The following is a 13635-nucleotide window of genomic DNA, read 5'->3' on the forward strand; positions in this document are numbered from 1 at the left end:
CAACCAGTGGCAAACTGGACCGTCGGCCCCGGTTCACGGGAAACAACCCGTCTCCCGACCCGGTGCCCTCCCGAACCTAGGAGTGACCTTGAAGCGCGACATCCACCCCGAGTACCGCGAGACCCAGGTGAGCTGCACCTGCGGTAACTCGTTCACCACGCGCAGCACCATGCCGGAAGGCGTCGTCCGCGCCGACATCTGCTCGGCCTGCCACCCCTTCTACACCGGCAAGCAGAAGATTCTCGACACCGGTGGCCGCGTGGCCCGTTTCGAGGCGCGCTTCGGCAAGAACGCCGGCACCGCCAAGAAGTAGCGACACCGCAGCGCCGGTCCGCGGCTGCCCCGTGCCGGGCAGCCCGGCCCGGCGCTCTTTTGGTGCTCGGCGCCCGGAGTGCGCCGCCTGCCCGGCTGCGGCGCACGGCCCTTCCGGGTGCCGCACGTCTTCCGTAAGCGTCGTTGCGTGAGCGGTCCGCCAGTAATCCGTCAGTAAAGGGATGACCACGATGTTCGAGGCGGTCGAGGAACTCGTCGGCGAGCACGCCGATCTGGAGCGGCGGCTCGCCGACCCGGCGATCCACGCCGACCAGGCGGGCGCCCGCCGGCTCAACAAGCGCTACGCCGAGCTCACCCCGATCGTCACCGCCTACGGCGAGTGGAAGCGGACCGGGGACGACATCGGCACGGCGCGGGAACTGGCCGCCGAGGACGCGGAGTTCGCCGCCGAGGTCAAGGAGCTGGAGCGCCGCCGCGAAGAGCTCACCGAGCGGCTGCGGCTGCTGCTCGTCCCGCGCGACCCCAGCGACGACAAGGACGTCATCCTGGAGATCAAGGCCGGCGAGGGCGGTGACGAGTCCGCGCTGTTCGCCGGGGACCTGCTGCGGATGTATCTGCGCTACGCCGAGCGGCACGGCTGGAAGACCGAGCTGATCGACTCCACCGAGTCCGACCTGGGCGGCTACAAGGACGTGCGCGTCGCCGTGAAGACCAAGGGCGCCTCGGAGCCGGGCCAGGGCGTCTGGGCGCGGCTGAAGTACGAGGGCGGGGTGCACCGCGTGCAGCGGGTGCCGGCCACCGAGTCGCAGGGCCGCATCCACACCTCCGCCGCCGGCGTTCTCGTGCTGCCGGAGGCCGAGGAGGTCGATGTGGAGATCAGCCCGAACGACCTGCGGATCGACGTCTACCGCTCCTCCGGGCCCGGCGGGCAGTCGGTCAACACCACCGACTCGGCCGTCCGCATCACGCACGAGCCCACCGGCATCGTCGTCTCCTGCCAGAACGAGAAGAGCCAGCTCCAGAACAAGGAGCAGGCCCTGCGCATCCTGCGCGCCAGGCTGCTGGCCGCGGCGCAGGAGGAGGCGGAGAAGGAAGCCTCCGACGCCCGCCGCAGCCAGGTCCGTACCGTGGACCGCTCCGAGCGGGTGCGCACCTACAACTTCCCGGAGAACCGCATCTCCGACCACCGCGTCGGCTTCAAGGCCTACAACCTCGACCAGGTGCTGGACGGCGAGCTCGACGCGGTCGTGCAGGCCTGTGTGGACGCCGACTCCGCGGCCAAACTGGCCGCGGCACAGTGACGCGCAGGGGTACGCCGTGACGCCGAGGACGCCGAAGACGCCGACAACAGCGCTGGCCCCGGGGAGGGGAACGGAGTGAACGTGCTGCTCGCCGAGGTGGCGCAGGCCACCCAGCGGCTGGCCGACGCGGGCGTGGACTCGCCGCGTTTCGACGCCGAGGAACTCGCGGCGTTCGTGCACGGCGTGGGACGCGGTGAGCTGCACCGCGTCGCCGACGCCGACTTCGACGCGCGCTACTGGGAGGCCGTCGCCCGCAGGGAGGCCCGCGAACCGCTCCAGCACATCACGGGGCGGGCCTTCTTCCGCTACCTGGAGCTGCACGTGGGCGCCGGCGTCTTCGTGCCACGCCCCGAGACGGAGTCCGTGGTCGGCTGGGCGATAGACGCCGTGCGCGCCATGGACGTCGCCGAGCCGCTGATCGTGGACCTGTGCACCGGATCGGGGGCGATCGCGCTGGCGCTCGCGCAGGAGGTGCCCCGCTCGCGGGTGCACGCCGTCGAACTCGACGAGTCGGCCCTTGAGTGGGCCCGCAGGAACGTCGAGGGGTCCCGGGTGTCGCTCCACCACGGGGACGCGCGCTCCGCGCTGCGCGAACTGGACGGCCAGGTCGACCTGGTCATCTCCAACCCGCCCTACATTCCGCTCACCGAGTGGGAGTACGTGGCGCCCGAGGCCCGCGACCACGACCCCCAGCTGGCGTTGTTCTCGGGTGAGGACGGCCTGGACGTCATCCGCGGCCTGGAGCGCGCCGCACACCGGCTGCTGCGCCCCGGCGGCGTGGTGGTCATCGAGCACGCCGACACCCAGGGCGGCCAGGTGCCCTGGATCTTCACCGAGGACCGCGGCTGGGCGGACGCCGCGGACCACCCCGACCTCAACAACCGGCCCCGTTTTGCCACAGCACGCAGGGAGGTGCCGTGATGGCACGGCGTTACGACTGCTCCGACGCGACCGATCGCGCGACTGGACTGCGCGAGGCGGCCTCGGCCGTCAAGCGCGGAGAACTCGTCGTGCTGCCGACGGACACCGTCTACGGGATCGGTGCTGACGCCTTCAGCGCCGACGCCGTCGGCGATCTGCTGGAGGCCAAGGGCCGCGGCCGCGGCATGCCCTCACCTGTGCTGGTGGGTTCCCCGAACACGCTGCACGGCCTGGTCACGGACTTCTCCGAGCAGGCGTGGGAACTGGTGGACGCCTACTGGCCGGGTGCGCTGACCCTGGTGGCCAAACACCAGCCGTCGCTGACCTGGGATCTGGGGGAGACCCACGGCACCGTCGCGGTCCGCATGCCGCTGCACCCGGTCGCCATCGAGCTGCTGACCGAGTTCGGCCCCATGGCCGTCTCCTCGGCGAACCTGACGGGGCACGCGGCGCCCGCCACCTGTGACGAGGCGCAGGACATGCTCGGCGAGTCGGTCGCCGTCTACCTCGACGGCGGGCCCACCCAGGACAACGTGCCCTCCTCCATCGTCGACGTCTCAGGGCCCGTGCCGCTGCTGCTGCGCGCCGGTGCCCTCGACGCCGACGAGCTGCGCAAGGTGGTTCCCGACCTGGAGGTGGCCGGGTAGTGACCGCCCCACCCGGGCGTGGTGCGGCCGAGTCCGGCGGCATAAACGGCGCCGCCGGCGCGTTCCGCATCCTCCACGTCTCCACAGGCAACGTGTGCCGCTCGCCGATCACCGAGCGGCTCACCCGGCATGCCCTAGCCGAACGGCTCGGTGCCAGCCGCACCGGCGGTCTCGTGGTCGAGAGCGCGGGCACCTGGGGGCACGAGGGCGCGCCCATGGAGGAGAACGCGCTCGCGGTCCTGCTGGAGTACGGGGCGGACGCCGAGGGCTTCACGGGACGCGAGCTGCTGGACGAACACGTGGTCCGCGCCGACCTGGTACTGACCGCCACCCGCGACCACCGGGCCCAGGTCGTCTCCATGGGCCACTCGGCGGGACTGCGCACCTTCACGCTCAAGGAGTTCACCCGCCTGGTGCGGGCCATAGACCCCGCGACGCTGCCCGCCGCGCGCAGCCGCGAGGAAGTGGTCGAGCGGGCGCACGCGCTGGTCCAGGCGGCCGCGGCGCTGCGCGGCTGGCTGCTGGCGCCCAGCCCGGAGGCGGACGAGATCCACGATCCGTACGGGGCGCCGATCCCGTACTTCCGCAGCGTCGGCGAGGAGATCAGCCAGGCGCTGGACCCGGTGGTCACCGCGCTGACGGGGGTGCCGGCGGCGGCGGGCGCGGCCGGGCACGGCCCGCTGTACCGGTGACGGCCTGGAACCTGCCGCAGCAGCACTGGCGGCGGCCGCGGAGGGTTCGAGGCCGTCACCATGTGTCATAGGCTGTGGTCCGAGCAGTTCGACTCGTTGACGTTGGCCTATGGTGTGGGCCCGAGCAACCCGCGAGACCTCTGGGGAGTCCGTGCGTGAGTATCTGCTGACGCTGTGCGTCACAGCCGCGGTCACCTATCTGCTGACCGGCCCGGTGCGCAAGTTCGCCATCGCGGCGGGCGCGATGCCGCCCGTGCGGGCGCGGGACGTGCACCGGGAGCCCACACCGCGGCTCGGCGGCATCGCCATGTTCGGCGGCTTGTGCGCGGGCCTGCTGGTGGCCTCGCAACTCACCAACATCGGTGAGCTGTTCACCCTGTCCGACGAGCCGAGGGCCCTGTTGTCGGGGGCCGGGCTGATCTGGCTGATCGGCGTCCTGGACGACAAGTGGGGTGTCGACGCGCTGGTGAAGCTCGGCGGGCAGATGATCGCCGCCGGTGTGATGGTGCTCCAGGGCCTGACGATCCTGTGGATCCCGGTCCCGGGTGTCGGCAACGTGGCGCTCACACCGCTCCAGGGCACGCTGTTGACGGTCGCGCTGGTGGTCATCACCATCAACGCGGTCAACTTCGTGGACGGTCTGGACGGGCTGGCCTCTGGCATGGTCTGCATCGCCGCGCTCGCGTTCTTCATGTACGCCTACCGCATCTGGTACGGCTACGGCATCGAGGCGGCGGCTCCGGCGACGCTGTTCGCGGCGGTCCTCATGGGCATGTGCCTGGGCTTCCTGCCGCACAACATGCACCCCGCCCGGATCTTCATGGGCGACTCGGGATCCATGCTGATCGGCCTGGTGCTGGCCGCGGGCGCCGTCTCGATCACCGGCCAGGTGGACCCGGACCTGATGGTCGAGCACACCGGTTCGGTCAAGAACGCGGTGCACACGATGGTGCCCCTCTACATGCCACTGCTGCTGCCGCTCAGCATCATCGCCATCCCCGTCGCCGACCTGGTGATGGCGATCGTGCGGCGCACCTGGAACGGGCGCTCCCCGTTCGCGGCGGACCGCGGCCACCTGCATCACCGGCTGCTGGAGATCGGGCACTCGCACAGTCGCGCGGTGCTGATCATGTACTTCTGGGCCGCGTTGATCGCCTTCGGCGCCGTGGCCTTCTCCGTGCGTTCCTCCAGCCTGGCGATCGTGCTGGCCATCGTGCTGCTCAGCGCCGTGGGGCTGATCGTGCTGCTGCTGCCGCGCTACACCCCGCGCGTGCCGGCCTGGTCCCAGCGGGTGCTGCCGCCCCGCTACCGGCGCTCGTCCCAGGCGCAGGGTGCGGCGGGGGTGGACCCGACGCCGCCCGGCCCCGGGGAGGATCCCGAGCCGGCCGGCGAGGGCGCCGAGGAGGGGGAGCGGGCGCCCGCGTTGGCGGGTCTGGAGGGTGCGACGGCGCTGGGGGAGCGCCGGCAGTTCACCCGCCCGAAGAAGATCAACACCAGGGACTGACCTGCCCTGTTGGCTGCCGCGCCGCCGCGGAATGCGTCAATACCAGACATAGCAGTCGGCGTCAGCCTGGTGCGCGAGACTCATGCCTCTGTGTGACCGGGGGCACACGAAGTAGGTAAAGACCTCATCAAATAGTTTGTGATACCGTTCACGAAACCCGGTGACAACCGAAGTGCCGCGCTCGCGCAGGCGCTTCTGCGGGAGGTCGGTCCGCCCTCCGGGCCGGGCTACTCTCGTCACCCGACGACTCACATTTCCCCGAGTTACCCCCGGAGCACACCACATGCAGTCGAACGACGCACGCATGCTGCTGCACTGCGCCGTCCCGACCGCCGTAGCCGGTGTCGTGGCCGCAGCGATCAGCGGCGTGTTCGCAGGAGGTAAGGGAGCCATCGGCGGCGCAGCCGGAGCACTCGTCGTGATCCTCTTCATGGGACTCGGCCTTTACGTCCTCCAGCGGACGGCGCGCTCGTTCCCGCACCTCTTTCAGGCGATGGGCCTCCTGCTCTATACGACGCAGATTCTCCTGCTGTTCGTGGTGCTGGTGGTCTTCCGGGATACGACTCTTTTCGACACCAAGACCTTCGCGTTCACTCTGCTCGGCTCCACCGTCGTGTGGGTGGCCGCACAGGGCAGGGCGCACATGAAGGCGAAGATCCTGTATGTCGAGCCCTCCTCAGGTGGCAGCGAGAAGGCCAGTGCCACGTAGGGGCGGGATAAGCGCTCGTTCGAGCAACTGCTATCGTCCGTTGCCAACTGCGGCGCAGCAGACGGCGGCGGCAGAGCTTCGCTCCGTTCCGGCCCCAACGCCACGAAACGGACGCTCTGACGCCCTGATCAGCCGCCGCCCCCGATTCGTACGACCCAGACCAGTGCCGTTCCGTGGCAGCAGGCCGCGCCGACACAACGAGGTAGCCGTTTTCATGCGCCATGCAGAAGGAGCCCGCGGTGAGTGCTGACCAGATGCTCGCCTTTGAGACCGACTGCCACCTTTTCAGTGGTTGCGGCTTCGAGGCTCCCGGGCTCCACTCGTTCGTCTTCGAGCCGATGTTCAGCATCGGCGGATTCGACTTCAACAAGCCGATCCTGCTCGCCCTCGTCGGCACGCTCGCCATCGTGTGGTTCTTCTGGGCGGCCTTCGCCAAGCCGAAGATCGTCCCCGGAAAGCTCCAGATGATCGCGGAGGCCGGTTACGACTTCATCCGCCGCGGCGTCGTCTACGAGACCATCGGCAAGAAGGAAGGCGAGAAGTACGTCCCCTTCGTGGTGGCGCTCTTCTTCTTCGTGTGGGTGATGAACCTGTGGGCGGTCATCCCGCTCGCCCAGTTCCCCGTCACGTCCATCTTCTCGATTCCGCTCGGCCTCGCCCTGATCGTCTACGTCGTCTGGGTCGGGCTCACCTTCAAGCGGCAGGGCTGGACCGGCGCCTGGAAGAACTTCACCGGCTACGACAAGTCCCTCGGCCCGGTGCTGCCGATGGTCATGGTCATCGAGTTCTTCTCGAACCTGCTGGTGCGCCCCTTCACGCACTCCGTCCGGCTGTTCGCGAACATGTTCTCGGGCCACATGCTGGTGGCGCTGTTCACGATCGCGACCTGGTACATGCTCAACGGTATCGGGATCGCCTACTCGGCCGTCTCCTTCATCATGACCATCGTCATGATCGCGTTCGAGCTGTTCATCCAGGTCATCCAGGCCTACGTGTTCGTCCTGCTGACCTGCTCCTACATCCAGGGCGCGCTCGTCAAGGAACACTGAGCCGGCCCGCTCCCCGCACAACCCCCAGCTGTCCGGCGGCCAACCCCCGCCGGTCCGTACAGAGAAGGAAGTAACGGCATGTCCGCTGCTCTCGACATGGTCAACATCGCCGCCTCCGAAGGCGTCACCGGCAACCTCGGCTCCATCGGCTACGGTCTCGCCGCCATCGGCCCCGGCATCGGCGTCGGCATCGTCTTCGGTAACGGCACCCAGGCGCTGGCCCGCCAGCCCGAGGCCGCCGGTCTGATCCGTCAGAACCAGATCCTCGGCTTCGCCTTCTGTGAGGCGCTGGCCCTCATCGGCATCGTCATGGGCTTCATCTTCCGCTCCTGACGGCCGAGCGAACGACCCCTTTTTCCGACGGAAGGCACTGACGTGAACGCCCTGGTACCCATGGCGGAGACCGAGGTTCCGCAGAACCCGCTCATCCCGCCGATTCCAGAGTTCGTCATCGGCCTGATCGCATTCGCCATCGTCTTCTTCTTCCTGTGGAAGAAGCTCCTTCCGAGCATCAACAAGGTGCTGGAAGAGCGTCGTGAAGCCATTGAGGGCGGCATCGAGAAGGCCGAGGCGGCTCAGCAGGAGGCTGCCGACGTACTCCAGCAGTACAAGGACCAGCTTTCCGAGGCCCGCCACGAGGCCGCCCGACTGCGTGCCGAGGCACAGGAGCAGGGCGCGGCGCTCATCGCCGAGATGCGCGCCGAGGGCCAGCGGCAGCGTGAGGAGATCATCGCCGCGGGTCACTCCCAGATCGACGCCGATCGCAAGCAGGCCGCGGCCACGCTCCGCCAGGACGTGGGCAAGCTCGCCACCGACCTGGCAGGCAAGCTCGTCGGCGAGTCCCTGGAGGACCACGCCCGGCAGAGCCGCGTGATCGACCGCTTCCTCGACGGCCTCGAAGAGACCGCCGAGGCGGAGGCGAATGTCAACGGAGCCGCCCGATGAATGGAGCGAGCCGTGAGGCGCTCGCCGCCGCACGCGAGAGCCTGACCGCGCTGACCGACTCCACGTCGGCCGACGCCGCGGCCCTCGCCGACGAGCTCGCCGCCGTCACCGCGCTGCTGCAGCGCGAGGTCTCGCTGCGCCGGGTCCTCACCGACCCGGCGCAGGACGGGGAGGCCAAGGCCTCGCTGGTCCAGCGCGTGCTGGGCGGTCAGGTCAGCGGCCCCGCCGCCGACGTGGTCTCCGGCATGGTCCGCTCCCGGTGGTCCAGCCCGCGCGACCTGGTCGACGCGGTCGAGGAGCTGGCCGACCTGGCCGACCTGGTGGCGGCGGAGCGCGACGGCTCGCTCGACGACGTCGAGGACGAGCTGTTCAGGTTCGCCAGGACGGCGGCCTCCGCGCCCGACCTGCGCTCGGCCCTGACCAGCAGGACAGCGGCTCCGGAGGCGAAGAGCGCCCTGGTCAACACGCTGCTCGCCGGCCGGGTGCGCCCGGCCACCGAGCGGCTGGTGACCCGCCTGGTGATTCAGCCGCGGGGACGTAGCCTGGAGGCAGGGCTGGAAGCCCTGTCCAAGCTGGCAGCCGAGCGCCGCAACCGTTCGGTGGCCGTGGTGACGTCCGCGGTGCCGCTCAGCGACGAGCAGAAGCGGCGTCTGGGCGCGTCGCTGGCCAAGCTGTACGGCCGCCAGGTTCACCTCAACCTGGACGTGGACCCTCAGATCCTCGGCGGGATCAGGGTCCAGGTGGGCGACGAGGTGATCAACGGCTCGGTCGCCGACCGGCTGGAGCGGGCGCAGCGGCGGATGGCGGGCTGACGGGCACACCGAGCCCCCAGAGCGTGGCAGGACCCGGCGCGTGTGCGCCAACCAACTCAACAAGCACGAACGCGGCCCGAGTTGGGCCGTACATGGGAGCCGGGGGAGACGCCCCCCGGTGCCCGCAGCAACTTACGGGCCCAACAAGGAGAGCAGGGAACCCAGATGGCGGAGCTCACGATCCGGCCGGATGAGATCCGGGACGCGCTGGAGAACTTTGTCCAGTCGTACACGCCGGACGCGGCCTCGCGGGAAGAGGTCGGTACGGTCAGCGCTGCCAGCGATGGCATCGCGAAGGTCGAGGGGCTGCCCTCGGCCATGGCGAACGAGCTGCTGAAGTTCGAGGACGGCACCCTCGGCCTCGCCCTCAACCTCGAGGAGCGGGAGATCGGTGCGGTCGTCCTCGGTGAGTTCAGCGGCATCGAGGAGGGTCAGTCGGTGCAGCGCACCGGCGAGGTCCTGTCGGTCCCGGTCGGCGACGGCTACCTGGGCCGCGTCGTCGACCCGCTGGGTGCCCCGGTCGACGGTCTCGGCGAGATCGATCCTGAGGCCCGCCGCGCCCTGGAGCTCCAGGCGCCCACGGTCATGGACCGCAAGTCCGTGCACGAGCCGATGGCGACCGGCTACAAGGCCGTCGACACCATGACCCCGATCGGCCGCGGCCAGCGCCAGCTGGTCATCGGCGACCGCCAGACCGGCAAGACCGCGCTGTGCGTCGACACGATCATCAACCAGCGCGACAACTGGCGCTCCGGCGACCCGGACAAGCAGGTCCGCTGCATCTACGTCGCCGTCGGCCAGAAGGGCTCCACCATCGCGTCCGTGCGCGGCGCGCTGGAGGAGGCCGGTGCGCTGGAGTACACGACGATCGTCGCGGCCCCCGCGTCGGACCCGGCCGGCTTCAAGTACATCGCCCCCTACACCGGCTCGGCCATCGGCCAGCACTGGATGTACCAGGGCAAGCACGTCCTCGTCGTCTTCGACGACCTGTCCAAGCAGGCCGACGCCTACCGCGCCGTGTCCCTGCTGCTGCGCCGCCCGCCGGGCCGCGAGGCCTACCCGGGCGACGTCTTCTACCTGCACTCCCGGCTGCTGGAGCGCTGCGCGAAGCTCTCCGACGACATGGGCAAGGGCTCGATGACGGGTCTGCCGATCGTCGAGACCAAGGCGAACGACGTCTCGGCGTTCATTCCGACCAACGTCATCTCCATCACCGACGGCCAGTGCTTCTTGGAGTCCGACCTGTTCAACGCGGGCCAGCGCCCGGCGCTGAACGTCGGTATCTCCGTCTCCCGCGTCGGTGGCTCGGCGCAGCACAAGGCGGTCCGGCAGATCACCGGCTCGCTCCGGGTGAACCTGGCGCAGTACCGCGAGCTGGAGGCGTTCGCCGCCTTCGGTTCCGACCTGGACGACGCCTCGAAGTCCGCGCTGGAGCGCGGTAAGCGCATGACCGAGCTGCTCAAGCAGGCGCAGTACGCGCCGTTCTCCACCGAGGACCAGGTCGTCTCCATCTGGTCCGGCACCAACGGCAAGATGGACGACGTGCCGGTCGAGGACGTCCGCCGGTTCGAGCGCGAGCTGCTGGACTACATGCACCGCGAGGAGTCGGGCCTGCTGACCAGCATCCGCGAGGGTGCCAAGATGTCGGACGACACCATCCAGACGCTCGGCGACGCGGTCGACAAGTTCAAGAGCCAGTTCGAGACCTCGGACGGCAAGCTGCTGGGCGAGGGCTGAGCATGGGTGCCCAGCTCAGGGTCTACAAGCGGCGGATCAAGTCCGTCACTGCGACCAAGAAGATCACCCGGGCGATGGAGATGATCGCCGCCTCGCGCATCATCAAGGCGCAGCGCAGGGTGGCCGCGTCCGAGCCGTACGCCACGGAGCTGACCCGCGCGGTCACCGCCGTGGCGGGCGGTTCCGCCACCTCGCACCCGCTGTTGACCGAGGCCGAGCAGCCCAAGCGGGCCGCGGTCCTGCTCATCACGAGCGACCGCGGGCTCGCGGGCGGCTACAACTCCAACGCCATCAAGGCGGCAGAGCAGCTCAACGAGCGGCTGACCGCCGAGGGCAAGGAGATCGTCAGCTTCATCGTCGGCTCCAAGGGTGTGGCCTACTACGGTTTCCGCGACCGTCCGGTCAAGGAGTCGTTCACCGGCTTCACGGACAACCCGACCTACGCCGACGCCAAGACGGTGGCCGCCTCGCTGATCGAGGCGGTGCAGCAGGAGACCGCCGAGGGCGGCGTGGACGAGCTGCACATCGTCTACACCGAGTTCGTCTCGATGATGACGCAGACGCCGGTCCGCGACCGGATGCTGCCGCTCACCCTCGACGGCGACCAGGCGACGGAGGCGGCCGGCGGCAAGGGCGTCCTTCCGCTGTACGACTTCGAGCCCTCGGCCGAGGACGTGCTGGACGCGCTGCTGCCGCGGTACGTCGAGTCCCGGGTCTACAACGCTCTGCTCCAGGCGGCTGCCTCCAAGCACGCCGCCACCCGCCGGGCGATGAAGTCCGCGACCGACAACGCCGAGGAACTCATCAAGTCGCTGACGCGGCTTGCCAACGCGGCCCGCCAGGCCGACATCACCCAGGAAATCAGCGAGATCGTCGGTGGGGCGAGCGCGCTGGCTGACGCTAACGCGGGGAGTGACCGCTAACCATGACCACCACTGTTGAGACGGCCACCGCCACGGGCCGTGTTGCCCGGGTCATCGGCCCGGTCGTCGACGTGGAGTTCCCCGTCGACGCCATGCCGGACATCTACCAGGCGCTGACGGTCGAGGTTCTCGACCCGGCCGAGGACGGCAAGCGCAAGACCCTGACTCTGGAGGTCGCACAGCACCTCGGTGAGGGCGTGGTCCGCGCCATCTCCATGGAGCCGACCGACGGCCTGGTCCGCCAGGCTCCGGTGACCGACACCGGCGCGGGCATCACCGTGCCCGTCGGCGACGTCACCAAGGGCCGGGTCTTCAACACGCTCGGCAAGATCCTGAACGAGCCGGAGGCCGAGTCCGAGGTCACCGAGCGGTGGTCCATCCACCGCAAGGCGCCCGCGTTCGACCAGCTCGAGTCGAAGACCGAGATGTTCGAGACCGGTCTGAAGGTCGTCGACCTGCTGACCCCGTACGTCAAGGGCGGCAAGATCGGCCTGTTCGGCGGTGCGGGCGTCGGCAAGACGGTCCTCATCCAGGAAATGATCATGCGTGTGGCCAAGCTGCACGAGGGCGTTTCCGTGTTCGCCGGCGTCGGCGAGCGCACCCGTGAGGGCAACGACCTGATCGAGGAGATGGACGAGTCCGGCGTCCTTCCGCAGACCGCGCTGGTCTTCGGCCAGATGGACGAGCCGCCGGGGACCCGTCTCCGCGTCGCGCTGGCCGGTCTGACCATGGCGGAGTACTTCCGCGATGTGCAGAAGCAGGACGTGCTGTTCTTCATCGACAACATCTTCCGCTTCACGCAGGCCGGTTCCGAGGTCTCCACCCTGCTGGGCCGCATGCCCTCCGCGGTGGGTTACCAGCCGAACCTGGCGGACGAGATGGGTGTGCTCCAGGAGCGCATCACCTCGACCCGCGGCCACTCCATCACCTCCATGCAGGCGATCTACGTGCCCGCCGACGACCTGACGGACCCGGCCCCGGCGACGACGTTCGCGCACCTGGACGCCACCACGGTGCTCTCGCGTCCGATCTCGGAGAAGGGCATCTACCCCGCGGTGGACCCGCTGGACTCCACCTCCCGGATCCTGGACCCGCGCTTCGTCACCCAGGAGCACTACACCTGCGCCGAGCGCGTCAAGGGGATCCTGCAGAAGTACAAGGACCTGCAGGACATCATCTCCATCCTCGGCATCGACGAGCTGTCCGAGGAGGACAAGCTCACGGTGTCCCGCGCCCGCCGCATCGAGCGCTTCCTGTCGCAGAACACCCACGCGGCGAAGCAGTTCACCGGCCTGGACGGTTCGGACGTGCCGCTGGACGAGTCGATCGCGGCCTTCAACGCGATCGCCGACGGCGAGTTCGACCACTTCCCGGAGCAGGCGTTCTTCATGTGCGGTGGCCTTGACGACCTCAAGGCCAAGGCGAAGGAGCTCGGCGTCTCCTGACGCCGCTCCTCTCCCGTCCGGTCGGCCCCCGGGCTCCGGACGGGAGAGGCTTCGGCGCTCCTGCGTGCTTCCGCGCGCGGTCTCACGCACAGGTGCGCCGGTCGTGCTCCGCGGCGGGGCGGGTGGGCGTACCCGTCCCCGCACCGCACCCCTTATCCTTTCCCCATCCCAAGCTGAGGAGCCACAGTGGCTGAGCTGCACGTCGAGTTGGTCGCCGCCGACCGCAAGGTCTGGTCCGGCGAGGCCAGCCTGGTCGTCGCGCGCACCTCCTCGGGTGATATCGGTGTCATGCCCGGCCACCAGCCGCTGCTCGGCGTGCTGGAGTCCGGCCCTGTCACCATCCGCACGAGTGGTGAGAGCGGCGGCGGTACCGTCGTCGCCGCCGTGCACGGCGGATTCATCTCCTTCGCCGACGACCAGCTCTCCCTGCTCGCAGAGATCGCGGAGCTGACCGACGAGATCGATGTCGAGCGGGCGGAGCGCGCGTTGGAGGAGGCCAAGTCCAAGGCCGACGAGGGCGCCGAGCGGCGTGCCGACGTGCGGCTGCGAGCGGTGACGGCCGCTCGCTGACGTACGCCGCCCCGCAGCGGCGCACGGTGCAGGACGACACTCAGCCGCGGGTGGTCCCGGAATTTCTCCGGGGCCGTCCGCGGCTGAAGCCATACAGAAGCGTTTGA

15 protein-coding genes are annotated in these 13635 nt (G+C 69.4%); all 15 read left to right on the forward strand.

Translation table 11 applies throughout. The features are described 5' to 3' along the window. Positions 1–88: 88 nt before the first annotated feature. The 15 genes from rpmE (at position 89) to DTL70_RS23445 (ending at position 13528) form a co-directional block, all read left to right on the forward strand. The gene (gene rpmE, locus DTL70_RS23375; protein ID WP_114024267.1) at positions 89–313 is read left to right on the forward strand and encodes a 50S ribosomal protein L31; all 225 of its coding nucleotides are present in this window, start codon (positions 89–91) and stop codon (positions 311–313) included. 190 nt (positions 314–503) lie between these two features. Next, complete coding sequence (gene prfA / locus DTL70_RS23380; protein ID WP_114024268.1) at positions 504–1574, forward strand: peptide chain release factor 1; 1071 nt, start codon at positions 504–506, stop codon at positions 1572–1574. 75 nt (positions 1575–1649) lie between these two features. Beyond that, on the forward strand, positions 1650–2495 hold the full coding sequence (prmC, locus tag DTL70_RS23385) for a peptide chain release factor N(5)-glutamine methyltransferase (RefSeq protein WP_114023930.1): 846 nt from the start codon (positions 1650–1652) through the stop codon (positions 2493–2495). Further along, a complete protein-coding gene (locus tag DTL70_RS23390; protein WP_114023931.1) occupies positions 2495–3142 on the forward strand; it encodes an L-threonylcarbamoyladenylate synthase in 648 nt (215 codons plus the stop codon). Before prmC ends, DTL70_RS23390 begins: the two co-directional genes overlap by 1 nt. After that, positions 3142–3834: an arsenate reductase/protein-tyrosine-phosphatase family protein gene (locus tag DTL70_RS23395; RefSeq protein ID WP_181861050.1), complete on the forward strand. Its 693-nt coding sequence runs from the start codon at positions 3142–3144 to the stop codon at positions 3832–3834. Before DTL70_RS23390 ends, DTL70_RS23395 begins: the two co-directional genes overlap by 1 nt. A 151-nt stretch (positions 3835–3985) precedes the next feature. Next, positions 3986–5338, forward strand: coding sequence for an MraY family glycosyltransferase (locus DTL70_RS23400; RefSeq protein WP_114023932.1), 1353 nt, complete (start codon positions 3986–3988; stop codon positions 5336–5338). A 283-nt stretch (positions 5339–5621) separates the two neighbouring features. Further along, entirely contained in the window at positions 5622–6047 is a 426-nt protein-coding gene (locus tag DTL70_RS23405) for a Cg1360 family ATP-synthase-associated protein (RefSeq protein ID WP_114023933.1), read from the forward strand. 221 nt (positions 6048–6268) lie between these two features. Next, positions 6269–7096 carry a F0F1 ATP synthase subunit A gene (atpB, locus tag DTL70_RS23410; protein ID WP_114023934.1) on the forward strand — a complete coding sequence of 276 codons (828 nt, stop codon included), beginning with the start codon at positions 6269–6271 and terminating at the stop codon, positions 7094–7096. A 78-nt stretch (positions 7097–7174) separates the two neighbouring features. After that, positions 7175–7429 (forward strand): ATP synthase F0 subunit C, encoded by a 255-nt coding sequence (gene atpE, locus DTL70_RS23415; protein WP_114014038.1) that lies wholly within the window; start codon positions 7175–7177, stop codon positions 7427–7429. A 60-nt stretch (positions 7430–7489) separates the two neighbouring features. Next, on the forward strand, positions 7490–8041 hold the full coding sequence (locus tag DTL70_RS23420; protein ID WP_114024270.1) for a F0F1 ATP synthase subunit B: 552 nt from the start codon (positions 7490–7492) through the stop codon (positions 8039–8041). Beyond that, positions 8038–8853 (forward strand): F0F1 ATP synthase subunit delta, encoded by an 816-nt coding sequence (locus tag DTL70_RS23425; RefSeq protein WP_114023935.1) that lies wholly within the window; start codon positions 8038–8040, stop codon positions 8851–8853. The genes DTL70_RS23420 and DTL70_RS23425 overlap by 4 nt, the downstream gene beginning before the upstream one ends. Positions 8854–9018: 165 nt before the next feature. Then, positions 9019–10590, forward strand: coding sequence for a F0F1 ATP synthase subunit alpha (atpA, locus tag DTL70_RS23430; protein ID WP_114023936.1), 1572 nt, complete (start codon positions 9019–9021; stop codon positions 10588–10590). Positions 10591–10592: 2 nt separating this feature from the next. Beyond that, entirely contained in the window at positions 10593–11513 is a 921-nt protein-coding gene (locus DTL70_RS23435) for a F0F1 ATP synthase subunit gamma (protein ID WP_114014041.1), read from the forward strand. A gap of 2 nt (positions 11514–11515) precedes the next feature. Continuing rightward, on the forward strand, positions 11516–12958 hold the full coding sequence (gene atpD, locus DTL70_RS23440; RefSeq protein WP_114023937.1) for a F0F1 ATP synthase subunit beta: 1443 nt from the start codon (positions 11516–11518) through the stop codon (positions 12956–12958). A gap of 186 nt (positions 12959–13144) precedes the next feature. Next, entirely contained in the window at positions 13145–13528 is a 384-nt protein-coding gene (locus DTL70_RS23445; protein ID WP_114023938.1) for a F0F1 ATP synthase subunit epsilon, read from the forward strand. The last annotated feature ends 107 nt before the right edge of the window (positions 13529–13635 follow it).

This window comes from Streptomyces diacarni (genome assembly GCF_003323715.1).
In the GTDB taxonomy this organism is placed as follows: domain Bacteria; phylum Actinomycetota; class Actinomycetes; order Streptomycetales; family Streptomycetaceae; genus Streptomyces; species Streptomyces diacarni.

What these genes read in the sequence shown, in the direction of transcription:
- prfA (WP_114024268.1), top strand. Translation starts at nt 504, where the DNA reads ATGTTCGAGGCGGTCGAGGAACTCGTCGGCGAGCACGCCGATCTGGAG.
- DTL70_RS23390 (WP_114023931.1), top strand. Translation starts at nt 2,495, where the DNA reads ATGGCACGGCGTTACGACTGCTCCGACGCGACCGATCGCGCGACTGGA.
- DTL70_RS23405 (WP_114023933.1), top strand. Translation starts at nt 5,622, where the DNA reads ATGCAGTCGAACGACGCACGCATGCTGCTGCACTGCGCCGTCCCGACC.
- atpB (WP_114023934.1), top strand. Translation starts at nt 6,269, where the DNA reads ATGCAGAAGGAGCCCGCGGTGAGTGCTGACCAGATGCTCGCCTTTGAG.
- atpE (WP_114014038.1), top strand. Translation starts at nt 7,175, where the DNA reads ATGTCCGCTGCTCTCGACATGGTCAACATCGCCGCCTCCGAAGGCGTC.
- DTL70_RS23420 (WP_114024270.1), top strand. Translation starts at nt 7,490, where the DNA reads ATGGCGGAGACCGAGGTTCCGCAGAACCCGCTCATCCCGCCGATTCCA.
- DTL70_RS23425 (WP_114023935.1), top strand. Translation starts at nt 8,038, where the DNA reads ATGAATGGAGCGAGCCGTGAGGCGCTCGCCGCCGCACGCGAGAGCCTG.
- atpA (WP_114023936.1), top strand. Translation starts at nt 9,019, where the DNA reads ATGGCGGAGCTCACGATCCGGCCGGATGAGATCCGGGACGCGCTGGAG.
- DTL70_RS23435 (WP_114014041.1), top strand. Translation starts at nt 10,593, where the DNA reads ATGGGTGCCCAGCTCAGGGTCTACAAGCGGCGGATCAAGTCCGTCACT.
- atpD (WP_114023937.1), top strand. Translation starts at nt 11,516, where the DNA reads ATGACCACCACTGTTGAGACGGCCACCGCCACGGGCCGTGTTGCCCGG.